22 protein-coding genes and 2 pseudogenes are annotated in these 22,030 nt (G+C 62.4%); 9 read left to right on the top strand and 15 right to left on the bottom strand.

Going from position 1 to position 22,030, the window contains the following annotated elements; translation table 11 throughout:
* Nucleotides 1-62: 62 nt before the first annotated feature.
* The 4 genes from FJ936_RS18310 to clpP form a co-directional block, all read right to left on the bottom strand.
* Complete coding sequence (locus FJ936_RS18310) at nucleotides 63-335, bottom strand: HU family DNA-binding protein (protein ID WP_015318196.1); 273 nt, start codon at nucleotides 333-335, stop codon at nucleotides 63-65.
* Nucleotides 336-531: 196 nt separating this feature from the next.
* Nucleotides 532-2,943 (bottom strand): endopeptidase La, encoded by a 2,412-nt coding sequence (gene lon, locus FJ936_RS18305; RefSeq protein ID WP_015318197.1) that lies wholly within the window; start codon nucleotides 2,941-2,943, stop codon nucleotides 532-534.
* A gap of 274 nt (nucleotides 2,944-3,217) precedes the next feature.
* Nucleotides 3,218-4,492 (bottom strand): ATP-dependent Clp protease ATP-binding subunit ClpX, encoded by a 1,275-nt coding sequence (clpX, locus tag FJ936_RS18300; RefSeq protein WP_013532190.1) that lies wholly within the window; start codon nucleotides 4,490-4,492, stop codon nucleotides 3,218-3,220.
* Nucleotides 4,493-4,787: 295 nt separating this feature from the next.
* Nucleotides 4,788-5,417, bottom strand: a complete 630-nt coding sequence (gene clpP / locus FJ936_RS18295) for an ATP-dependent Clp endopeptidase proteolytic subunit ClpP (protein WP_015318198.1) — start codon at nucleotides 5,415-5,417, stop codon at nucleotides 4,788-4,790.
* Nucleotides 5,418-5,751: 334 nt separating this feature from the next.
* Between clpP and FJ936_RS18290 the strand changes: the two genes are divergently transcribed.
* Nucleotides 5,752-6,345, top strand: a complete 594-nt coding sequence (locus tag FJ936_RS18290) for a hypothetical protein (RefSeq protein ID WP_140717514.1) — start codon at nucleotides 5,752-5,754, stop codon at nucleotides 6,343-6,345.
* A 2-nt stretch (nucleotides 6,346-6,347) separates the two neighbouring features.
* Here the strand turns inward: FJ936_RS18290 and FJ936_RS18285 are convergent, their stop codons facing one another.
* Nucleotides 6,348-7,451 carry an FAD-dependent oxidoreductase gene (locus FJ936_RS18285; RefSeq protein ID WP_140617026.1) on the bottom strand — a complete coding sequence of 368 codons (1,104 nt, stop codon included), beginning with the start codon at nucleotides 7,449-7,451 and terminating at the stop codon, nucleotides 6,348-6,350.
* Between the two features lie 104 nt (nucleotides 7,452-7,555).
* On the opposite strand from FJ936_RS18285, the gene FJ936_RS18280 reads away from it, so the two are divergent.
* A complete protein-coding gene (locus FJ936_RS18280) occupies nucleotides 7,556-8,806 on the top strand; it encodes a cytochrome P450 (protein ID WP_140787594.1) in 1,251 nt (416 codons plus the stop codon).
* A 50-nt stretch (nucleotides 8,807-8,856) separates the two neighbouring features.
* Here FJ936_RS18280 and FJ936_RS18275 read toward each other — a convergent pair whose 3' ends face one another.
* From FJ936_RS18275 to FJ936_RS18245, 7 genes and pseudogenes are all read right to left on the bottom strand, one after another.
* Nucleotides 8,857-9,201 (bottom strand): cupin domain-containing protein, encoded by a 345-nt coding sequence (locus FJ936_RS18275; RefSeq protein WP_140661968.1) that lies wholly within the window; start codon nucleotides 9,199-9,201, stop codon nucleotides 8,857-8,859.
* A gap of 6 nt (nucleotides 9,202-9,207) precedes the next feature.
* The gene (locus tag FJ936_RS18270; protein ID WP_140661967.1) at nucleotides 9,208-10,488 is read right to left on the bottom strand and encodes an O-acetylhomoserine aminocarboxypropyltransferase; all 1,281 of its coding nucleotides are present in this window, start codon (nucleotides 10,486-10,488) and stop codon (nucleotides 9,208-9,210) included.
* Nucleotides 10,489-10,644: 156 nt separating this feature from the next.
* A complete protein-coding gene (locus FJ936_RS18265; RefSeq protein WP_140787596.1) occupies nucleotides 10,645-11,166 on the bottom strand; it encodes a CoA-binding protein in 522 nt (173 codons plus the stop codon).
* On the bottom strand, nucleotides 11,163-11,924 hold the full coding sequence (locus tag FJ936_RS18260; RefSeq protein WP_140720734.1) for a GNAT family N-acetyltransferase: 762 nt from the start codon (nucleotides 11,922-11,924) through the stop codon (nucleotides 11,163-11,165). Before FJ936_RS18260 ends, FJ936_RS18265 begins: the two co-directional genes overlap by 4 nt.
* Nucleotides 11,911-12,694, bottom strand: a pseudogene (locus FJ936_RS18255) (AAA family ATPase). The gene FJ936_RS18260 and the pseudogene FJ936_RS18255 overlap by 14 nt, the downstream one beginning before the upstream one ends.
* Entirely contained in the window at nucleotides 12,694-13,116 is a 423-nt protein-coding gene (locus tag FJ936_RS18250) for a VOC family protein (protein WP_140661964.1), read from the bottom strand. The pseudogene FJ936_RS18255 and the gene FJ936_RS18250 overlap by 1 nt, the downstream one beginning before the upstream one ends.
* Nucleotides 13,117-13,120: 4 nt before the next feature.
* On the bottom strand, nucleotides 13,121-13,945 hold the full coding sequence (locus FJ936_RS18245; RefSeq protein WP_140787598.1) for an enoyl-CoA hydratase: 825 nt from the start codon (nucleotides 13,943-13,945) through the stop codon (nucleotides 13,121-13,123).
* A gap of 154 nt (nucleotides 13,946-14,099) precedes the next feature.
* On the opposite strand from FJ936_RS18245, the gene FJ936_RS18240 reads away from it, so the two are divergent.
* The 3 genes from FJ936_RS18240 to rpsI all read left to right on the top strand — a co-directional run bounded on the left by FJ936_RS18240 (nucleotide 14,100) and on the right by rpsI (nucleotide 15,728).
* Nucleotides 14,100-14,564: a PaaI family thioesterase gene (locus FJ936_RS18240; protein ID WP_140661962.1), complete on the top strand. Its 465-nt coding sequence runs from the start codon at nucleotides 14,100-14,102 to the stop codon at nucleotides 14,562-14,564.
* Nucleotides 14,565-14,779: 215 nt separating this feature from the next.
* Nucleotides 14,780-15,244, top strand: coding sequence for a 50S ribosomal protein L13 (gene rplM, locus FJ936_RS18235; protein ID WP_140787600.1), 465 nt, complete (start codon nucleotides 14,780-14,782; stop codon nucleotides 15,242-15,244).
* A gap of 1 nt (nucleotide 15,245) precedes the next feature.
* Entirely contained in the window at nucleotides 15,246-15,728 is a 483-nt protein-coding gene (rpsI, locus tag FJ936_RS18230; RefSeq protein ID WP_140720742.1) for a 30S ribosomal protein S9, read from the top strand.
* 67 nt (nucleotides 15,729-15,795) lie between these two features.
* Here rpsI and FJ936_RS18225 read toward each other — a convergent pair whose 3' ends face one another.
* Together FJ936_RS18225 and FJ936_RS18220 are read right to left on the bottom strand one after the other, a co-directional pair.
* The gene (locus tag FJ936_RS18225) at nucleotides 15,796-16,854 is read right to left on the bottom strand and encodes a glycerophosphodiester phosphodiesterase family protein (RefSeq protein WP_140787603.1); all 1,059 of its coding nucleotides are present in this window, start codon (nucleotides 16,852-16,854) and stop codon (nucleotides 15,796-15,798) included.
* A 95-nt stretch (nucleotides 16,855-16,949) separates the two neighbouring features.
* Nucleotides 16,950-18,158: an acyltransferase gene (locus FJ936_RS18220; protein ID WP_141906844.1), complete on the bottom strand. Its 1,209-nt coding sequence runs from the start codon at nucleotides 18,156-18,158 to the stop codon at nucleotides 16,950-16,952.
* A 123-nt stretch (nucleotides 18,159-18,281) separates the two neighbouring features.
* On the opposite strand from FJ936_RS18220, the gene speB reads away from it, so the two are divergent.
* From speB to FJ936_RS18205, 3 genes and pseudogenes are all read left to right on the top strand, one after another.
* The gene (speB, locus tag FJ936_RS18215; RefSeq protein ID WP_015318212.1) at nucleotides 18,282-19,289 is read left to right on the top strand and encodes an agmatinase; all 1,008 of its coding nucleotides are present in this window, start codon (nucleotides 18,282-18,284) and stop codon (nucleotides 19,287-19,289) included.
* 30 nt (nucleotides 19,290-19,319) lie between these two features.
* Nucleotides 19,320-20,246: an N-acetyl-gamma-glutamyl-phosphate reductase gene (gene argC / locus FJ936_RS18210; protein ID WP_140787607.1), complete on the top strand. Its 927-nt coding sequence runs from the start codon at nucleotides 19,320-19,322 to the stop codon at nucleotides 20,244-20,246.
* Nucleotides 20,246-20,353: pseudogene (locus tag FJ936_RS18205) on the top strand (3'-kinase); the annotation flags it as partial. The gene argC and the pseudogene FJ936_RS18205, both read left to right, overlap by 1 nt.
* A 201-nt stretch (nucleotides 20,354-20,554) precedes the next feature.
* Here the strand turns inward: FJ936_RS18205 and FJ936_RS18200 are convergent.
* Nucleotides 20,555-21,646, bottom strand: coding sequence for a COX15/CtaA family protein (locus FJ936_RS18200; RefSeq protein ID WP_140787611.1), 1,092 nt, complete (start codon nucleotides 21,644-21,646; stop codon nucleotides 20,555-20,557).
* Between the two features lie 153 nt (nucleotides 21,647-21,799).
* Here FJ936_RS18200 and FJ936_RS18195 point away from each other — a divergent pair, with 153 nt between their 5' ends.
* Nucleotides 21,800-22,015 (top strand): DUF2842 domain-containing protein, encoded by a 216-nt coding sequence (locus tag FJ936_RS18195; RefSeq protein WP_015318215.1) that lies wholly within the window; start codon nucleotides 21,800-21,802, stop codon nucleotides 22,013-22,015.
* Nucleotides 22,016-22,030 lie beyond the last annotated feature (15 nt).

Below are 22,030 nucleotides of genomic sequence, written 5' to 3'. Positions count from 1 at the left end.
CGCCGAAAAAGAAAAGCCGGGCAAGCCCGGCTTTTCTGGTTTTTTCAAAAATAAAAACGCGCTTAGTTGACGGCGTCCTTGAGACCTTTGCCGGCCGAGAACTTCGGCACGGTGCGCGCCGGGATCTTCACTTCGGCGCCGGTCTGCGGGTTGCGGCCGGTGGATGCGGCGCGCTTTGACACGGTGAAATTGCCAAAGCCGACAAGCCGGACATCGCCGCCCTTCTTCAGTTCGCCGGAGATGACAGAAAACACTGCATCGACCGCAGACTGCGCGTCACCCTTCGAAATGCTCGCGGCGTCGGCGACAGCGGACACCAGTTCGTTCTTGTTCATAAAAATTCCCTTCCATGAGAACACCGGAACTCACGACTCATCCGGCAGGAAACGGACTTTAGAAAGAAGCGTTCCCGCAACCAAGTCGAAAAGGCAGGAAAATAGCGGAAAAAGCCCGGAATTCCGGGGTTTTTCACATGAAAAAGCCGGGCGCGAGGCCCGGCTTTCTGTTTGTGCGCTGCAACCTTAGAAAAAACTAATGCGCAAGCGACTTTCCAGCGTCATCGCTCGTGTCCGTGGAAGCCGGCGGATTGACCGGTTCGACCCATTCGATCGGCTCCGGCATCCGCACCAGCGCGTGGCGCAACACCTCACCGACGCGTGAGACCGGAATGATTTCCATGCCGTTCTTCACGTTGTCCGGGATCTCCGCCAGATCCTTGGCGTTGTCTTCCGGGATCAGCACCTTCTTGATGCCGCCGCGCAGTGCGGCGAGCAGCTTCTCCTTGAGGCCGCCGATCGGCAAGATGCGGCCGCGAAGCGTTATCTCGCCAGTCATCGCCACATCGGCCCGCACCGGAATACCCGTCAGCACCGACACGATGGCCGTGGCCATGGCGGCACCGGCGGACGGACCGTCCTTCGGCGTGGCGCCTTCCGGCAAGTGCACGTGGATGTCGCGCTTGTCGAACAGCGGCGGCTCGATGCCGAAATCGATGGCGCGCGAGCGGACATAGGAGGCCGCCGCCGAGATCGATTCCTTCATCACGTCGCGCAGATTGCCGGTCACCGTCATGCGGCCCTTGCCGGGCATCATGACGCCTTCGACCGTCAGCAGCTCGCCGCCGACTTCCGTCCAGGCAAGGCCGGTGACGACACCGACCTGATCGTCAGCCTCGACCTGGCCGAAGCGGTAGCGCTGAACACCGAGATAGTCGGCGAGGTTCGCCGCCGTGATGCTCACCGTCTTCTTCTTCGTCTTCAGGATCTCGGTCACCGCCTTGCGCCCGAGCTTCATCAGCTCGCGCTCCAGGCTTCTGACGCCCGCTTCACGGGTGTAGGTCTGGATGATGGCGCGGATCGCGTCCTCACCGACGGAGAACTCCTTTGGCTGCAGCGCGTGATCGCGGATCACCTTCGGCATCAGGTGCCGCTTGGCGATTTCGATCTTCTCGTCCTCGGTGTAGCCGGCGATACGGATGATCTCCATGCGGTCCATCAGGGGCGCAGGGATGTTCAGCGTGTTCGCCGTCGTCACGAACATTACGCTCGACAGGTCGTATTCGACCTCGAGGTAGTGGTCCATGAACGTCGAGTTCTGTTCGGGGTCGAGCACCTCGAGCAGCGCGGACGACGGATCGCCACGGAAGTCCTGGCCCATCTTGTCGATCTCGTCGAGCAGGAAGAGCGGGTTGGACTTCTTGGCCTTCTTCATCGACTGGATGACCTTGCCGGGCATCGAGCCGATATAGGTGCGCCGGTGGCCACGGATCTCGGCCTCGTCACGCACGCCGCCAAGCGCCATGCGGATGAATTCGCGACCGGTCGCCTTGGCGATCGACTTGCCGAGCGAGGTCTTGCCGACGCCGGGAGGGCCAACGAGGCACAGGATCGGCCCCTTCAGCTTCTTCTGGCGGCTCTGCACGGCAAGATACTCGACGATGCGGTCCTTGACCTTGTCGAGGCCGAAGTGATCGGTGTCGAGCACGTTCTGCGCATAGGCCAGGTCCTGCTTGACCTTGGAGTTCTTGCCCCACGGGATCGACAGCAGCCAATCGAGATAGTTGCGCACGACAGTCGATTCGGCCGACATCGGCGACATCGTCCTGAGCTTCTTCAATTCGGCATCCGCCTTTTCGCGGGCCTCCTTGGAGAGCTTGGTCTTCTTGATGCGAGCCTCGATCTCGGCGGCCTCGTCGCGGCCGTCCTCGCCCTCGCCGAGCTCCTTCTGGATCGCCTTCATCTGCTCGTTGAGGTAGTATTCGCGCTGCGTCTTCTCCATCTGGCGCTTGACGCGCGAGCGGATGCGCTTCTCCACCTGCAGGACGGAGATTTCGGCTTCCATGAAGCCCATCGCCTTTTCCAGCCGCTCCTTGACGGAAAGCGTGGCCAGCATTTCCTGCTTTTCAGGGATCTTGATGGCAAGATGCGAGGCAACCGTGTCGGCGAGCTTGGAATAGTCGTCTATCTGGCTGGCGGCACCCACCACTTCGGGCGAGATCTTCTTGTTCAGCTTGACGTAGTTCTCGAAGTCAGTGACGACCGAGCGGGCCAGGGCCTCGACCTCCACCTCCTCCTCTTCCGGTTCGACCAGAGCCGTGGCCTTGGCCTCGTGGAAGTCGGGACGGTCGGTGAAGGAGACGATTTTCGCACGCGAGGCGCCTTCGACCAGAACCTTGACGGTGCCGTCGGGCAGCTTCAGCAATTGCAGCACATTGGCGAGCGTGCCGATGTCGAAGATCGCATCGGGCTCGGGATCGTCATCGGCGGCATTCATCTGGGTGGCAAGCAGGATCTGCTTTTCCTGACCCATCACCTCTTCCAGCGCCTTGATCGACTTTTCGCGCCCGACGAAGAGCGGAACGATCATATGCGGGAACACCACGATGTCGCGCAGTGGGAGGACCGCGAAGACGCCGTCGCTGGGAGCCTTGGATATTTTGGCCATTGTCCAACCTTTCATGTCGCGGCCACCATCAGGCCAACCGCGAATCTCATATTAACGACCGGGGATCGTTCCGCCTACCACCGTTTATGACGGGAGTTTTACAGCACAGAAATCGGGCACCTCGGCCTTCTCGTGTTAGGTGGAGGCAGGCAGGGCAAAGATCAAGAGTTAACATCGTCCCCAATCCACTCCATCGCGACGCTGTGCCGGTTCCTCACAGCAAAACGGCGCCGCAGGGGCGCCGTTCCATAAAAATATAGGGCCAAGTGCCATATCAGGCGCTGACATTGCCCTTCTTTTCCTTCTGTTCGGAATAGATGTAGAGCGGCCGGGCGCTGCCGGTCACCACCTCTTCCGAAATCACAACCTCGCGCACGCCTTCGAGCGCCGGCAGTTCGAACATCGTGTCGAGCAGGATCGCTTCCATGATCGAACGCAGGCCGCGCGCACCGGTCTTGCGCTCGATGGCGCGCTTGGCGATCGCCGAAAGCGCGTTCTCGTGGAAGGTCAGATCGACATTTTCCATCTCGAACAGGCGCTGGTACTGCTTGACCAGCGCATTCTTCGGCTCGGTCAGGATCTGGATCAGTGCCGGCTCGTCGAGATCCTCCAGCGTCGCCAGAACCGGCAGACGGCCGACGAACTCCGGAATGAGGCCGAACTTCAACAGATCCTCGGGCTCGACCAAGCGGAAAACATCACCCGTGCGGCGATCCTCCGGCGAGGCGACGACAGCTCCGAAGCCGATCGAGGTTTTCCTGCCGCGATCCGAAATGATCTTGTCCAGCCCGGCGAAGGCGCCGCCGCAGATGAACAGGATGTTGGCGGTGTCGACCTGCAGGAACTCCTGCTGTGGGTGCTTGCGGCCGCCCTGCGGCGGCACGGAGGCGACCGTGCCTTCCATGATCTTGAGCAGCGCCTGCTGAACGCCCTCGCCCGACACGTCGCGGGTGATCGAGGGATTGTCGGACTTGCGTGAAATCTTGTCGATCTCGTCGATGTAGACGATGCCGCGCTGGGCGCGCTCGACATTGTAGTCGGCCGACTGCAACAGCTTCAGGATGATGTTCTCGACGTCCTCGCCGACGTAACCGGCCTCGGTCAGCGTCGTGGCGTCGGCCATGGTGAAGGGTACGTCGATGATGCGGGCCAGCGTCTGTGCCAGCAGCGTCTTGCCGCAGCCGGTCGGGCCGATCAGCAGGATGTTGGACTTGGCCAGCTCGACATCGTTGTTCTTGCCGGCATGCGCGAGGCGCTTGTAGTGGTTGTGGACGGCCACCGACAGCACGCGCTTGGCGTAGGGCTGGCCGATGACATAGTCGTCGAGAACCTTGAGGATCTCCTGCGGGGTCGGCACGCCCTCGCGCGACTTCACCATCGAGGTCTTGTTCTCCTCGCGGATGATATCCATGCACAGCTCGACGCACTCGTCGCAGATGAACACCGTCGGACCGGCGATCAGCTTGCGCACCTCGTGCTGGCTCTTGCCGCAAAACGAGCAATAAAGCGTGTTCTTGGAATCACCGCTGTTGTTGCCGACCTTGCTCATTTTCATGTCCTTTCATGGCCGCCCGCCGATGGTCTGGCTGAAAGGGCGCATACTCTATTTATCGCGGGAATCCGCCGCCGCCAGTCTTCCGGCTCCCGCAACGTATTCCGTACGAAACACAAATCAGAAAACGTGGCAATGATTCGCAGCTTCCCCACGCAAAGCTAAGCCGTCGAAAATCAACATAGCCTTAACGTAGGCAATCCCGACCTCCGAGGGAACAGCCAATTGTGGCCGAAATGACGCAAGACACGCCAAAAGCGCGTGATGGTGCCATCCAACTGCCAACTAGCCTTTATGCCAACGCCCCCTCGGCCGCCTCGCGCGACGAAATGACCTTGTCGATCAGGCCAAAATCCTTGGCCTCGTCGGCGGTCATGAAATGGTCGCGGTCGAGCGTCTTCTCGATGTCCTCATAGCTCTTGCCGGTGTGCTTGACATAGACCTCGTTGAGGCGACGCTTCAGCTTGATGATGTCCTGGGCGTGACGCTCGATATCGGACGCCTGCCCCTGGAAGCCGCCGGACGGCTGGTGAACCATGATGCGGGCGTTCGGCGTGGCGAAGCGCATGTCCTTGTGGCCGGCGGTCAGCAGCAGCGAGCCCATCGAGGCCGCCTGGCCGATGCACAGCGTCGACACGGCCGGCTTGATGAACTGCATGGTGTCGTAGATCGCCATGCCCGAGGTGACGACGCCGCCCGGCGAATTGATGTAGAGGTTGATTTCCTTCTTCGGGTTCTCCGCTTCGAGGAACAGGAGCTGCGCGCAGACCAGCGTCGCCATGCCGTCCTCGACCGGACCGGTGATGAAAATGATGCGCTCCTTGAGGAGGCGCGAGAAAATGTCGTAGGCCCGCTCGCCGCGATTGGTCTGTTCGACCACCATCGGAACGAGGTTCATGTAGGTTTCGACGGGATTCTTCATCAGTTATCTCTTGTCTCGCGGTGGGATTCCGGCGCCGGACAGGCTGGCAGCTCGGGCAGAATCGGTTCTGGATCGTTAAGATGTAAATAGGATGCCGGCTCATCCTTGTGCAAGGCCGACCCGTCCTAGCCATCTGGGTAAGTCGAATCAAGCTTCCGGGCAAGAATTAGCAGCAGCTGATGCCACGCCGACCTCAAATACCGACCGGCCCCGCCAGGGTAGCAGTTTCTTAACCTCGTCACTTAACGAAATGCGCCAAAACCGCTTTTCTCCGCAACGGCTTCCCCTACAATTCAACGTTGAACTTGTGCCTACAGTTCAGACGGGGAGTGCCATGTCCGGGAAAACCGCATGCTTCACCATTGCAGGGATGACCATGCTCGGCTCGATTTCGCAAACGGCGGCCGGTGGTCGCGCCGTCGAATGCTACGAGCCCGTCCACACACCGGCCGTTTACGACACCGTCTACGAAGACGTCATGGTCAGCCCTCCCGGCCAGCAGATCGTCGACTATGATCCGCCGATCTATGGCACGCGCGAGCGAGTGGTGATGACTGTGCCGGCCCAGGTTCGGTATGAGGTGGTGCCTGCGGCCACCAGGACCGTCTATCACACCGTCAGGGTCGATGGCGGCGGCTATTCCTGGGAATGGCGCGTCATCCATGGCCGCCGCGTGTTGTGCAAGGTTTGGCACAAGGCACGCTTTGAACGCGTCGCCGAGACGGTGGTGATCCAGCCCGAGCGCACGCGGCGCGTCGTCATTCCGGCGCAATATGACAGCATCGCCGAGGAGGTGCTGGTGCGGCCCGAGCAAAGGCGCGTCATCGATATTCCCGCCGCGTACCAGACCGTCCCGCGCCGCGTGCTGGTGCGCGAAGGCTCATCCGGCTGGCGGCGGGTGCATATTCCAAGGCACTGCCAGGACTAGGCTTAGGCCACCTCGGCCCGCAGCCAGGCCTTAAGACCGACGACATCGCCATCGCCAATGGTTTTGGCCACACGACGCCCGACCGCCGCGCCGAACTTGTAGCCGTGACCCGAGCACGCCGAGACGACCAGGCACTTGCCGGTCTCATGCGCCAGGAATTTCTCGTCATCGGTGAACGTATAGGCGCAGGTGACCACTTCGGTCACCTTGTACTCCTCGATGCGGGCGATCGGCGGCGAAAACAGGTTGCGGATCGCCTCGCCCTCGCCGGGCACCGGCTCGCGGTTCCAGTCGGCGTCGCTGGTCGGCACCTTGTGCAGGCCCGAGCCGAATTTCATGCCGGCGCCCCGCGTAAGCGGGATCATATAGCCGTCGGTCGTGCCGCCGACATCGAGAATGACGGGCGCCGCCTCCCAAGCGGCCCTGAGATCGGCCGGCGGCTCGACATAGGCGAGCGCGGTGCGAAAGGTCTTCAATTCGCCGCCGAGTTCGGGGAACAGCTTCAGCACCCAGGCGCCAGCGGTAACGACGATGCGGTCGGCCTGCATCGTCTCGCCGGATTCGAGCACGATATGGCCGGCCTCGGCATCGATCTCCGTCACCTTGCTGTGCTCGTAGACGTTGGCTCCATTGGCACGCAGCCATTTGGCCAGCCCGGCCGCTATTTTGCGGCAATGCAGCGCGCCGCCCTCGGGCGAAAAATAGGCGTAGCGGAACGAGCCGGCCTCAAGGAACGGCCAGCGCTCTACGGCTGCTTCCGGTCCCAGCAATTCGAAAGGGAATTTTCCCTCTTCCAGGCCCTCGCGGTATTCCTCGGCCTCGTCGCCGGGCTCGCGCGAAACACAGACGAAGCCCCGCGCGTCGAGGTGGTTCTCGCCGAGATCGGCCCACATCTCGTCCCAGGCCTCGTAGGCTTCGGTGATCAGCAGCCCATAGCCGGTTCCAGCGCGGTAGGCGCGGCGGATGATGCGGTGATGGTCGCCCGATGCCGCCAGCGGATTGGGGATCGGCCCCTGCTCGACAACCGACACGGCGTGGCCCGCCTTGACCAGCGACCACGCCGTGGACAGACCGGCGATACCCGCGCCGACAACGATCACATTCATCCGTTCAGACCTTCCGCAACCCTACTGCCTGGCTCAATGCATCGGGCTGTCGGACGCAACATACGGTCTGGAACCGGGCTGGCAAGCCGCGCTATGGGTCTGGCATGACCAAATCGACGCTCTCCTATCTGGCCTTTGATCCAGCCACTCGCCAGCTCAGACTCGACCCGCGCGAACCGGCTTTCTTCCTGAACCCTTACGAGGCCTACGGCTTCCTGCACGAAGCCTCGAATGCGTTTTTCTGGGAAGAGTTCGGCTTCTGGTGCTTTGGCGGCTTCGGCGACGTCAACCGGCTGTTGCGCGACCGCCGTTTCGGCCGCCAGAACCCGGCCGGCATCCCCGACAGCCGCGGTGTCGGACAAGACAGGACCCATCTCAAGGCATTCGACGGCATCGAAGCCAATTCGATGCTCGAGCTGGAGCCACCGGTCCATACGCGGCTGAGAACACTGGTCAACCGGGCTTTCGTCTCCCGTCAGGTCGAACGGTTACGGCCGCGCGTCGAGGCGCTCGCCAACGAATTGATCGATCGTTTCGAACCTGGCAAGGCCGTCGACCTCCTGCCGGCCTTCGCCTCCCCGCTGCCAATCACCATCATCGCCGAAATGCTTGGCGTGCCGGTGGAGATGGGGCCGCGACTGCTCGACTGGTCGCATCAAATGGTCGCCATGTATATCCACGGCCGCACCCGTGAGACCGAGGAGACGGCCAACCGTGCCGCGGGCGAATTTTCCGATTTCCTGCGCGGCTACGTGACCGAACGGCGCAAGAAGCCGGGTGATGACCTGCTGTCGCTGCTGATCTCGGCCCAGGAGGACGACCAGAAACTGTCAGAGGACGAGCTGGTCTCCTCGGCCATCCTGCTGCTCAACGCCGGCCACGAAGCAACCGTGCACCAGACCGGCAATGCCATCCACTCCATCCTGGCACAAGGCGGCGACCCGCGCCGCTTCTTTACCTCACCCGAAGTGACGGCAGCAACGGTCGAGGAATGCCTGCGTTTCGATGCGCCGCTGCACATGTTCATGCGCTATGCCTATGAGGAAATCCAAATCGCGCCCGGCATCGTCGTGCGGCCGGGCCAGACGATCGGACTTCTGCTTGGCATGGCCAATCATGATCCGCATGCCTTCGCCGAACCGCAGACCTTCCGGCCGGAGCGCACCGACCAGAAGAATGTATCATTCGGCGCCGGCATCCATTTCTGCATCGGTGCGCCGCTGGCCCGCCTCGAACTGCAGGTTTCGCTGAGGACCTTGTTCGAGCGGCACCCGCAACTGCATCTCGCCGAACAGCCACGCTTCCGCGACACTTACCATTTCCATGGGCTGGAACGACTTGCCGTCGATTTTTAGCTAGCGAGTTGCCCGGAAATCCGATCGGATTCTCGATATGTGATCAAGCTTCAAACCTTGATCACATACTCCTTGCGAGTCGTTTCAAGCACTTCCCAGCTTCCCTTGAAGCCCGGCCGCAGCACGAAGCTGTCACCGGCTTTGACGGTGCGCGCTTGGCCGCCCTCTTCGGCGATTACCGAAACACCTGAGAGAATGTGGCAGAACTCCCATTCTTCATAGACGATGCGCCACTTGCCCGGGGTCGATTCCCAGATGCCGGCATAGAGGCCGCCGTCGCGCTCCTCGACATTCCAGGTGCGGAATTTCGGATCGCCCGAGATCAGGCGATCCGGCGCCGGCGCGCCGGATTCGGGTTCGACGCCTTTGGTGTCGACGGAAAGAAACGCGGTCATATCAGGTCAGACCTTGGCGAGCGCCTGTTCGAGGTCGGCGACGATGTCGGTGACATCCTCGATGCCGATGGACAGCCGCACCGTGTCGGGTCCGGCACCAGCCTTGACCTTCTGTTCGTCGGAAAGCTGGCGGTGCGTGGTCGATGCCGGGTGGATGACCAGCGACTTGGTGTCGCCGACATTGGCCAGGTGCGAGAACAGTTCGAGTGCCTCGACGAATTTGATGCCCGCCTCGTAGCCGCCCTTGAGGCCGAAGGTGAACACGGCGCCGGAGCCCAGCGGCGAATATTTCTTCTGCAGCGCGTTGTTCTTGTCGCTGGGCAGGCCGGGATAATTCACCCAGGCGACCTTGGGGTGGTTGGACAGCCAGCCGGCGACGGTGATCGCATTGTCGCAATGACGCTGCATGCGCAGCGGCAAGGTCTCGAGGCCGGTCAGGATAAGGAAGGCATTGAACGGCGAGATCGCCGGGCCGAGATCGCGCAGGCCGAGCACGCGCGCGGCGATGGCAAAAGCGAAATTGCCGAAGGTCTCGTGCAGCACGAGGCCGCCATATTCGGGGCGCGGTTCCGACAGCATCGGGTATTTGCCCGACTTCGACCAGTCGAAGGTGCCGCCGTCGACAATGACGCCGCCAATCGAATTGCCGTGGCCGCCCATGAACTTGGTCAGCGAGTGGACGATGATGTCGGCGCCATGCTCGATCGGCCGGATCAGATAGGGCGAGGCCAGCGTGTTGTCGACGATCAGCGGCAGGCCGTGCTTGCGGGCGATGTCGCCGATCTTCTCGATATCGACGAAGGTGCCGCCCGGATTGGCCAGGCTCTCGATGAAAATCGCCTTGGTCCTGTCGTCGATCTGGTTCTCGAAGGTCGAGATGTCATTGGTTTCGGCCCAGCGCACCTCCCAGCCATAATTCTTGAAGGCATGGCCGAACTGGTTGATCGAACCACCGTAAAGCTTGTTGGCGGCGACGAAATTGTCACCGGGCTGCATCAGATTGTGGAACACGATGACCTGCGCGGCATGGCCAGAAGCAACCGCAAGGGCGGCCGTGCCGCCCTCGAGGGCCGCGACGCGCTCTTCGAGCACTGCCTGGGTCGGGTTCATGATGCGGGTGTAGATGTTGCCGAAAGCTTTTAGCCCGAACAGCGAAGCGGCGTGGTCCGCGTCATCAAAAACAAAGGAGGTCGTCTGGTAGATCGGCGTGGCGCGCGCGCCGGTGGCAGGATCGGGCTTGGCGCCGGCATGGACGGCGAGCGTGTTGAAACCGGGCGAACGGGTCACTGAAACCTCCCTTTGAACTTCCTAAATTGGCCGCGCATTCTTGGCGAAGGCGGCGTGCGAATGCAAAGAAGAAAATACCTTTCGGCGCCGATCCTTCGATCACACCGCAGGATAATGCGGCAATACGCGGAATAATTTTGCGCCTCTACGCCGCGTCTATTTCTGGCGCACGCCGAAACTCTGAAAACCCTGGCGCATCAGCGGCTTCTTGGACGACAGCACGCCGGAATTGACGCCGGTCCAGCCGATCTCGCCGGAGAGCTTGCCATATTCGATCTTGGGGCAGCGGTTCATCACCACCTTGATGCCGGCGGCTTCGGCGCGAGCGGCTGCCTCGTCATGGCGCACGCCAAGCTGCATCCAGATGACTTTCGGCAAGGGATCGAGTTGCAACACCTCGTCGACGATCCCTGGGACCGCCGCGGCATTACGGAAAATATCGACCATGTCGATCGGCCCCGGTATGTCGGCCAGCCTGGCATAGGTCATTCGGCCGAGGATTTCCTTGCCGGCCTGGCCAGGATTGATCGGGAACACCGAAAACCCCTTGGCCAGCAGGTATTTCAGGACGAAATAGCTCGGCCTGACATCATTGGCCGACGCCCCGACCATGGCGATCGACTTCACCGAATTGAGGATGCCGGCAATGTAGGCATTTTCGTAAGTGTCGTGGTTCATGCGGCAATCATCTTCCTGCGGTAGTGGTATCGGTAGAGTTCGCGATTGAAACCAAGCGAGGCATAGAGCGCGCGGGCCGGAGAGTTGTCGACAACCACTTGCAGACACGCCGCCTCCGCCCCCGCCTGCCGAGCCCAACCGATCAGACCGCCTACGGTCTTGCGACCGAGGCCTTGCTGCCTGAAATGGCCGTCCGTTTCAACCGATTCCACGACGAGCATGCCATCCCGGATAACGCCAAAGGCCACGGCAACAATCGCGCCTTCTAGCTCCGTCGACACGAAAGCCCGCTCCCCGACGATCAACTTCGTCATTTCGCGGACGATCCGGCGATCGGTGTCTCCATAGGCTCCCATGCGAAACCGCGCGTCGAACCAGCTTTCGCTTGGTGCCGGTAAGATGGTAACCCGCGCGTCGGGCGACACCTTAAATTCTTCGATACCGGCAAACAGATGGATCGAGCCGCCCTCGGTGTCATAGCCGTGGCGATCAAGGATGGTGTCCATCTCGCTGGCGATGTCAGGGACCCGAAACAGGACTGCCTGGTCGTGACCGGCATAAAACGCTTCCGCGGCGGCAAGCGTTGAGTCCGGCTCCGCCCGTTTGCCACGCAAAGGATTGACCGAATTGGTGCGGCGGATCTTGCCGCTCGATCGCCGCAGAAGCCAGCCGTCGGCGACCGTCTCGGTGGCCGCCGGCCAGCCTTCACGACAGGCTTGTTCGACCCGCCATTTGAGATCTTCGTCACTGACGGTCATCCCTCGTCTCTCCAAGTGCTTCCTCCATGAAGGATCGCGGGTCATTGCTGAAATCGCGCAGCATGCGGAAGTGGTCCGTATCGCGAAAGTCGGCAAGCTCGAGCCCAAAGCGGCTGATGCGGAACAGCTGCGCGCCGGGACAGGCCATCAACAGCGGCGAATGGGTCGCCATGATCACCTGCGCGGTGCCCGATTGGTCCATGCGCCGCAGCATCTTCAGCAATTCGATCTGGCGCGTCGGCGAAAGCGCGCTCTCGGGCTCGTCGAGGATATAGATGCCTTGCCTGCGGCAGCGCTCCTCGAAGAAGCGGATGAAGCCTTCGCCATGCGACCAGGACAGGAAATCCGGCGGCGGTGGCTTGAACGGATCTTCCAGCGCTGCCTGGTCGAGGTAGCGGGCCACCGAGTAGAAGGATTCGGCGCGAAAGAACCAGCCGGCAGTGACTTTTGGCAACCAGTGGCTACGGAATGTGTTGGCCAGTGCGGCGCCACTCTCGTCGATGGCGCCGGAATGGTCGACCGGCCGGTAGCCCTTGCCGCCGCCCGCTTTCGGCCAGCGCGCCGATCGCCTCGAGCAGCGTGGATTTACCGGTGCCGTTCTCGCCGACGATGATGGTGATGGGCGTGGTGAATTCGAGCTCGAACGCGTGGCCGCGAAACAGCGGCAGGTTCCACGGATACTTCTCCCAGTCCGTAACCCGCTCCCGGTCGAGCAAAATCCGTTTGAGGTACGGTGCCTTGAGCCGTGTCAGTTGCTTGCGGTAGGCCATCAATCAGGCAGCGAAATCGTGCCGTCGTCCGCGATCGGAAAGGCTGGGTTGTGAGCCACCTCCCAAACATGCCCGTCGGCATCGGCGAAGTACCCATACCAGCCGCCCCAGAAGGCGCGGCCGGCCGGCTTGATGATGCGCCCGCCGGCCCTTTCCGCCTGCGCCAGCACTTCGTCGACCTCGGCATCGGAGCGGGTGTTGTAGGCGAGATAGACGGCCGAGGGCGCCTGGGCGAAGGTGATACCGGAGTCCTCCTCGGCGCTGGGGCGCGGGAACAGGCCGAGGATGGCGCCGCCCATCTGGAAGAAGGCGACACCGTCGGTGATCCCCGCGTGGCGCTTCAGACCCATCGCCTCGTAGAAGCGCACGGCGCGATCCAGATCGTCGGTGGCGATGGTGATGATGGAGACGCGCGGTTCCATGATCCTATTCGTCCGCCCATTCCGGCTTGCGCTTGCCGATGAAGGCGCCGATGCCCTCTTCCGCGTCCCGCGCCAGCATGTTTTCGACCATGACTCGGCCGGTATAGGCATAGGCATCGGCCAAGCCCATCTCGGCCTGCGCGTAAAAAGCTTCCTTGCCGGTCTTGATCACCAAAGTGGATTTGGAAGCAATGGTTTGCGCGTATTTGGTGACAATCTGATTCAGGTACTCGCGCGGCACGACCCGGTTCACGAGGCCGAACTCCTTGGCGGTCGCGGCGTCGATCGTCTCGCCGGTCAAGAGCATCTCCATCGCCTGCTTGCGCGAGACGTTGCGCGATAGCGCAACCATCGGCGTCGAGCAGAACAGGCCGATGTTGACGCCCGGCGTGCAGAAGGTCGCCTCGTGCGAGGCGATCGCCAGGTCGCAGCTGGCGACCAATTGCAGGCCGGCGGCTGTCGCCAGGCCGTCCACCTCGGCGATGACAGGCAAGGGATGGCGCACGATCGTCTGCATCAGCATGGCGCAAGCGGCAAAGGTCTCTTCGAAGAAGGCCTTGCCACGATCGGCATCGGCACGCCGCGCGGTCATTTCCTTGAGGTCGTGGCCGGCGCAGAACACCTTGCCGGCCGCCGACAGCACAATAACGCGAACGGCCTTGTCCGCCTTGGCGCGTTCCAACTCCGCCACGAGCGCCGCCATCACCGAAAGCGACAGGGCATTGGCGGGCGGATTGGCGAGCGTCAGGCGCAGCACGCCCTTCTCCCGTCTTGTCGTGACCGGGCCCTCGTCGGCGGCAGCAGGCTTGATGGCAAGGATTTCGGCCATGGCTAAGGTCTCCGCGATTCCGGTGATGCCGGCAGAGTATCTAATATCGGATCGGGTTTCGTCCAACACCCATCGCTTGCGCCAGCATGATGTATATGTTGCCAGAAACACCCGGCTGCGCCCATACAGGCTTGGCGCAGAACGAGAGACCGACATGCCCGCCCAGACCAACCTCAAGCCGGTGCTGACCGCAACGCAGATCAATTTGTTGATGGAAACCGTCTTTCCCCAACTCAACGAGAGTGCCGCCGCCTACGAGGCGATCGACGTGTTTCCAGGCGGCTGCATCGTACGGCTCAATGCCGGTGAACGGCATTTGCGTCCCGGCGGCACGGTGTCCGGCCCTGCCCTGTTCACGCTGGCCGACATTGGCGGCTATGTCTGCGTGCTCAGCCATGCCGGGCCGGATGCGCTCTCGGTCACCACCAACCTCAACATCAACTTCGTGCGCAAGGCCGAAGCCGGGCCGATCGATGGCCATTGCCGCATCCTGAAGCTCGGCAAGAGCCTGATGGTGTTCGACATTGACATCGTCGCCGGCCCGGAAGGACACACGATCGCGCATGCCACGGGCACCTACTCGATCCCGCCGCAGCGCGCCGCCAATGTGGTAAAATAATACCTTTAGTCCAACATGCTGTTTCTACAGCCTTTTCTGCGCTACAGGACTTTTCCGCTACCTTGACGCAGTTACTCCGCTCGCCTATAAGCCTTCACGAAGCAGCGGCCCGCAAAGGCCGCCGTTTTGTTATTGGCTGATGACAAGCGTCTTTCGCCAATCCAAGCAACAAGAAACGCCTTCACTCCCGAAGGTCAGAACCGAGAGCAGAAAACATGACAACCTTTTCGCAGAAGCCTGCGGATGTGGTGAAGAAGTGGATCCTGATCGACGCCGAGGGTCTCGTCGTCGGCCGTCTCGCCACTGTCATCGCCAATCATCTTCGCGGCAAGCACAAGCCGACCTTCACCCCGCATGTCGACGACGGCGACAATGTCATCGTCATCAATGCCGACAAGGTGGTATTCACCGGCAAGAAGTTCACCGACAAGGTCTATTACTGGCACACCGGCCACCCCGGCGGCATCAAGGAGCGCACCGCGCGTCAGCTGCTCGAGGGCCGTTTCCCCGAGCGTGTCGTCGAGAAGGCCGTTGAGCGCATGGTTCCGCGTGGCCCGCTCGGCCGCCGCCAGATGAAGAACCTGCGCGTCTATGCAGGTGCCGAGCATCCGCATGTCGCCCAGCAGCCAGAAGTCCTCGACGTGGCCAAGATGAATTCCAAGAACAAGAAGGTCGCATAAGATGGCTGAGCTTTCCTCGCTCGCAGAACTGGGCGCCGCCACCGGCAACACCAACACGCAGGCCGCCGCCCCCGTCCACGTCCAGAAGCTCGACAAGTCGGGCCGCGCCTACGCCACCGGCAAGCGCAAGAACGCCATCGCGCGCGTCTGGGTGAAGCCGGGTTCCGGCAAGATCGTTGTCAACGACAAGGAATTCGCGAGCTATTTCGCGCGTCCGGTCCTGCAGATGATCCTCAACCAGCCGATCATCGCGTCCAACCGCTCGGGCCAGTACGACATCATCGCCACCGTCGTCGGCGGCGGGCTTTCCGGCCAGGCCGGCGCGGTGCGTCACGGCATCTCGAAGGCGCTGACCTATTACGAGCCGGCGCTGCGCGCCGTGCTCAAGAAGGGCGGCTTTCTGACCCGCGACAGCCGCGTCGTCGAGCGCAAGAAGTACGGCAAGGCGAAGGCCCGCCGTTCCTTCCAGTTCTCGAAGCGCTAACCGTTTCGAATTTTCGGACAATCGAAAAGGCCGCCTCCGTGCGGCCTTTTTGCTTGCACGCGGCGGATCAATTGATGCTGGCGGTCGCGGCTGGCTCGATGCGTTCGCCCGTGCCGGCATAGGGCACCCGATAACCATTCGCCGCCAGCCAGCCGATCGCCGCTTTCGGCTCGTCGGTCTGGATGATGGTGGCGCCACGATCGGCCCAGAAGCCCCAGGCTTCGCGCGGCAGGCTGGCCTGGACCGCCAGTTCGTCGCCACGGCCGCCGGCGAGGAAGCCGCCTGGTTTGTTGACGATGGCATAGGTGTCGGCCCAGATGTGCCAGTCGCCCCTTACCGCCTCGGCGCGCATGCGCGTGCTGAACAGCGGCCCGCCGGTTTCGGTCAGCGTCTCGGCGCCCGCCCGCCAGTTGATCAGTTCGATCGCGCGCGGCGCGAAGACGTGGTCGACCGTCGAGGCGAAGCCCGCATCATGGACCGCGTCATCGGCGATGATCGGCATGAACTGGAAGCCACCGCCTGCGGCAGTCATGGCCGCCTTCACCGTGCTGATCCTGTTCTGGTCCCAAAGGTTTTCCTTGACGATGACTTGCTCGGCCATGCCGAGTTCGCGCGCTATCGCGATCATGCCCGGGAGGTCGCCGACTTCGAGCTTGTTGTCGAGATTGATGAGGATTCTGTCCCGTGTCGCCATCAGCATCTCGCGCAATGTCGAGACGGTCTCGTTGGTGACGGCATGGGTGCCCTCGATCACCAGCCGGCATCTCTTCAACTCGGCCAGCGTGTAGTTGATGACCTCGCCCTTGCAGGTGGTCGTGCGGTCGAGCCAGCTGTCATGCATGACGATGAACGCGCCGTCCTTCGAGCGCCGGATGTCGACCTCGACGATTTCAGCGCCGATCGCGATCGAGCCTTCCACGGCGGCAAGCGAATTCTCCGCATAGAGCGTCTTACCGGCCTGCATGCTGCCGGCGCGATGGGCGGCCACCATGACATGGTCGCGCCACTGGTTGGCATGCTCGAAGCGGTCGAGGATCTGCCTGGCGCGGGTTTCGCCGGCCATTGACTGGCTGGCGGAAGCCGCCAGCGTGACGGAAAGCAGAAGGCTCGGCCAGAAGGTCTGCATCGAGAATCGCTCCATTCCGGATCGAGCCGGGAATAGGCGATGCCCGTGACATCTGGGTGAACGAAGCCGGCTAGCGGTTGCCGCGATATCTCGCCTCAGATGCGTTTCGACAGCCGGCGGAACCAGGCCATCGCAGGCATCTCGACGAAACGCCAGGTGATCCAGGAGACACCTATGGTGGTAAGAAGCATGACGACGATCGCCACGGTCCCCGTCCAGCCGGCGCCAAAGCCGGTCGCGGGCTCGCCACGCAGTACGATGTCGCCAACCAGGCCGAGGCCGAGTTTGCGCTCGACCAGCCCGGCGACATTGATCAGGCGCGCCTGAACGAAGATGTGGACCATGTAGATCGAATAGGACAGCGCGCCGAGCGTCAGCATGAACGGCGTCCTCAGCAACGCGCTGATCCAGCCGCCTTCATGAGCGAAGAGAAACAGCGCCAAGGCGAACACCAGGGGCGCGGCAATGCCGGCGTCATTGTCGCCCGCCAGCGAGACAAAGAGAGCGATGACGACCACCATGACGATTTCGGCAACAGTCCAGCTCATCCTCGGGCCGTTTGCGGCCAGAACCTGTCGCGCTCCTGCAATGGAATCATGCTGAAACCAGGCCAGCAGGGCGCCCAGCGAGAAGCCGTAGAGGCAGCGGATGAAGCCTAAATCATAGGACACATCCATATGATGCGTGGAGAAGCCGAGCAGGAACAGCGGCGCGGTGACAGCGGCGGCGACGAACCATATCCAGGCGCGCGCGCCGGCGATGAAGAGCACGCCGGCAAACAGGAGATAGGCAAAGAACTCGGCCGAGATGCTCCAGCTCGGGGCGTTCCAGGTCAACCGATCCTCGAAGCCGACACCTTGCAGCAAAAGGAGATTGGCAGCCAAGCTCCTGAGGTCGAAGCCACCGGTGAAAGGAGCAGCACCCGTGCCATGCAGCTGCGGCAGCACGAGCCGCAGCAGCTCGAAGGCGGCAAAGGCGGCAATCATGACCAGATGCAGCGGATAGATGCGGCCGAAACGGACCAGCGCGAAGCGGCAGACCTCCTGAGTGCGGCCGAGCCGATCGGCATAGCTGGAGGCGATGACGAAGCCGGAAAGGACGAAGAAGAAGTCGACGAAGAGATAGGACGAACCGATAAAGCTGCTCTGCGAGATCGTCGAGGCGGTCGGGAAATGAAACAGCGCCACCAGCAGCGCGCAGATGCCGCGCCACGAATCGAGAACCCGGAACCGATCGCCGGCGATCGTACCGGTGTGGGTCGACACCACGGCATCTGACGGATTAAGAAGCGCGGTCTGCGTCATGATGATACAAGTCCTGTCTTGCCGTGGCACCCGGGCGGCGCGGTTTCGTCTCCCCAAGCCGTGACTGGCATCTTCCATGCCGGTTCTGTAGTTGTTGCACCCCGATGAAAACGAGGACCCGTAATGGCGACCAACACCATCGACCATGCCTTCACCGCCCGCTCCAAAACGGGTGGCGCCCTCGAGCCGACCTACTCCGGCGCGCTGTCTTTCATGCGGCGCAAATACACCAAGGACGTGAAGGGCGCGGATGCGGTGGTGTGGGGCATTCCCTTCGACGCCGCCGTCACCAACCGACCGGGCGCCCGGTTTGGGCCGCAGGCGATCCGCCGCGCCTCCGCGATCCTCGACAACGACCCGCAATACCCGTTCTCGCGCGATCTGTTCGAACACCTTGCCGTGGTCGATTATGGCGATTGCCTGCTCGATTCGGGCAACCATCAGAAGACGCCCGGCACGATCGAGCGCGAGGCGGCCAAGATCCTGAAATCGGGCGCCTTCCTGCTGACGCTTGGTGGCGACCATTTCGTCACCTGGCCGCTGCTCAAGGCGCACGCCGCCATCCACGGACCGCTGGCCTTGGTGCAGTTCGACGCCCATCAGGACACATGGCCCGATGACGGCAAGCGCATCGACCATGGTTCCTTCGTCGGCCGCGCGGTCAAGGAAGGCATCATCGATCCCGATCGCTCGATCCAGATCGGCATTCGCACCCATGCGCCCGACACATTCGGCATCAAGATTCTCCATGGCCATGAAATCGAGGAAATGCGCGCCTCCGACATCGCCTACGCGATCGTCGATCGCACCGGTGGCAAGAAGACCTATCTGACCTTCGACATCGACTGCCTGGATCCGGCCTATGCGCCGGGAACCGGCACGCCGGTTTCGGGCGGCCCGTCGTCGGCGAAGATCCTGTCGACGCTGCGCCAGCTGAACCAGGTCGATATTGTCGGGGCCGATGTCGTGGAGGTTGCGCCGGCCTACGATCACGCCGATATAACGGCGATCGCCGGCTCGATGGTGGCCATGCAATATCTCGGTCTGCTGGCCGAGCGAAAGGCCCGGCTCGAGGAGCTGAACAACGGCAACCACAATGGCGCCACGGTCAATCATGGCAACGGCATATAGTTTCGAGATATCAGGGAATTTGATCAGGCAATGAAACCGAAAATCTTCATCGATGGCGAGCACGGCACCACCGGCCTCCAGATCCGAGCGCTGCTTGCCGAGCGCGGCGATCTGGAGATCATTTCCATCCCGGTCGAGCGCCGCAAGGAAACGGCCGTCCGCGCCGAATTCCTCAACGCCGCCGATATCGCGATCCTATGCCTGCCCGACGATGCGGCCAAGGAAAGCGTCTCGCTGATCGCCAACGAAACCACCAAGGTCATCGATGCGTCGACCGCGCATCGCGTGGCCGAAGGCTGGGAATATGGCTTCGCCGAACTGGACAAGGAGCAGGCGAAAAAGATCGCCACGGCCAAGCGCGTCGCCAATCCCGGCTGCTGGCCGCAGGGGCCGATCGCAACGCTCAGGCCACTGGTCACCGCAGGCCTGCTGCCGGCCAGTTTCCCGATCGCGGTCAACGGCATTACGGGCTATTCGGGCGGCGGGCGCCCGATGATCGAGGATTATGTCGCCAAGGGCGAGGACGCTTCGGAATTCCTGCCCTATGGGCTGACCCTACAGCACAAGCACGTGCCGGAATTGAAGGCCTATGCGAAGCTGTCGCATGATCCGATCATGCAGCCGGCGGTGGGCAATTTCGCGCAAGGCATGATCACGGTGGTGCCGTTGCAGCTCGGTGGCCTCGACCGCGTGCCGACGGGTGCCGAACTTCACGCCGCCATTGCGGACCATTTCGCCGCGATCCAGGGCGGCGTGGTCGAGGTGGCGCCCTATGCACATCTGGAACGCGTGCCTGACATCGATCCGGAGATCTACAACGGCACCAACCGTATGAAGGTCTATGTCTTTGCCAACGACAGCAGAGCCCAGGCGCTGCTGCTGGCGGTCTACGACAATCTCGGCAAGGGCGCTTCGGGTGCAGCCGTCCAGAACATGGACCTGATGCTCGGTCTCTGATGGATGCACCAGCCTTTCCAGCGCGCTGGAAGGTCAGCGAACCGGAACTCATGGCCGAGACCTTTTCGAGCCGCATCTGGAAGGTGCGACTCGAGGACGGCGCACCAGACCGCCAGGTGCATATCGCCGTCGCCCAGGCCAGGCTCGATGCGCTCAAGGCCGCTGACAGGGTTGCCAAGGCAAATCAGGACCAGGCGGCCAGGCCGACCAGGACAAATCGGCACCATCCGCCGCCGCACTGCGTCAGGCTGAATTCGACGGCGAGAAGACGACCCAGTCGAACGAATTCTGGATGTGATCGGCTGCACTCAACGTCCGACGGCAATCTCGTTGGGTAAGGGATAGGCGCCCTTGGTGCCGCGCCAATGCGCGGCGGCAAAGCCCAGCACGACGAGCGCGAAAGCCTGATGGGTCAGCGCCATGTGCAGGGGCACCTGCATCAGCAGCGTACCAATACCGATCGAAGCCTGCACCAGCACCAGACCGAACAACAGTGTCGCGCGTCGCGCATGCGTTGAGCCGGGCAGACGCAGACGCGTGGCCATCATGTGCCAGAGCGCGACGGCGAAGACCGTATAGGCGCCAAGCCGGTGGATGAACTGCACCGTTTTCGGGCTTTCGAAGAAATTGCGCCACGCCGGCTCGAGGACGAGCAGATCGCCGGGGATAAGCCGGCCGTCCATCAGCGGCCAGGTGTTGTAGCTCATGCCGGCGTCGAGACCGGCAACCAGGCCGCCGAGATAGATCTGGACCAGCGCCAGAAGCACAACGAAACCAGCCAGACGCTGCGTCGAGCGATCGGCAGCGGGTTCGGAATGCGGCGCCAGGCCACGCGCGACGACCATGGTCGCGGTGAAGATCAGTGCCGCCAGCGTGAGATGCGTCGCCAGCCTGTACTGGCTCACCGACACGCGGTCGACCAGGCCGGACGCCACCATCCACCAGCCGATGGCCCCCTGCAGGCCGCCGAGAAGCAGGATGCCGACCAGTTTCGGCCCAAGGCCGCGCTCGATGCGACGCGTCGCCCAGAAGACCAGCAGCGGCAAGGCAAAGACCAGGCCGACGCTGCGCGCCAGCAGGCGATGCGCCCATTCCCACCAGAAGATCGACTTGAACGCCTCGACGCTCATGCCCTTGTTGAGTTCGGCGTATTGCGGGATCTGTTGATAGCGCTGGAATTCCTCCTGCCACTCGGCGTCGTTGAGCGGCGGGACGACGCCATGGATCGGCTGCCATTCGGTGATCGAAAGGCCGGATTCGGTCAACCGCGTGGCGCCGCCAACCAGCACCAGCGCGAACAGCACCAGGAGCACGACGTAGAGCCAGCCGCGCACGAGTGCCCGGTTGTGCAGGTCGCGGTCGCGGGCCTGATAAGGCGCGGCGGCGGTGATGGCGGCCATGGATATGTCCCGGCAGGTTGAATGTCGCGGATTGGTGAACCATCGCACTCCTGCTGGCAAGGCCGCGCAGCGCGGCACGCCGTCGCGCCCGGTGTCGTGGGTTGCGCGTGCCTTGCGTTCGGCCTAAGCGGTAGCCATCAACGAGGCCAAGACATGCCCATTCGCCTGAAAAAACTGATCGGAATGTTCCTGCTGTTGGCGCTGGTCATCATCTACGCGCTGGTCGCCTCGATCTTCGCCGTTGCCCGCCTGTCGGAATCGGGCGCACTGGTGCAATTCCTGTTCTTCCTCGTCAGCGGCCTGCTCTGGGTGCTGCCGGCAATGGGCATCATCAAATGGCTGATGCTGGAGCCGCGGACTAAGCGCTGAGCCCTGCCCGGCCAG

The organism is Mesorhizobium sp. B2-4-13, from assembly GCF_006658535.1.
Taxonomy (GTDB): Bacteria; Pseudomonadota; Alphaproteobacteria; order Rhizobiales; family Rhizobiaceae; genus Mesorhizobium; species Mesorhizobium australicum.
This window is presented reverse-complemented; position numbering and strand designations above follow the sequence as displayed.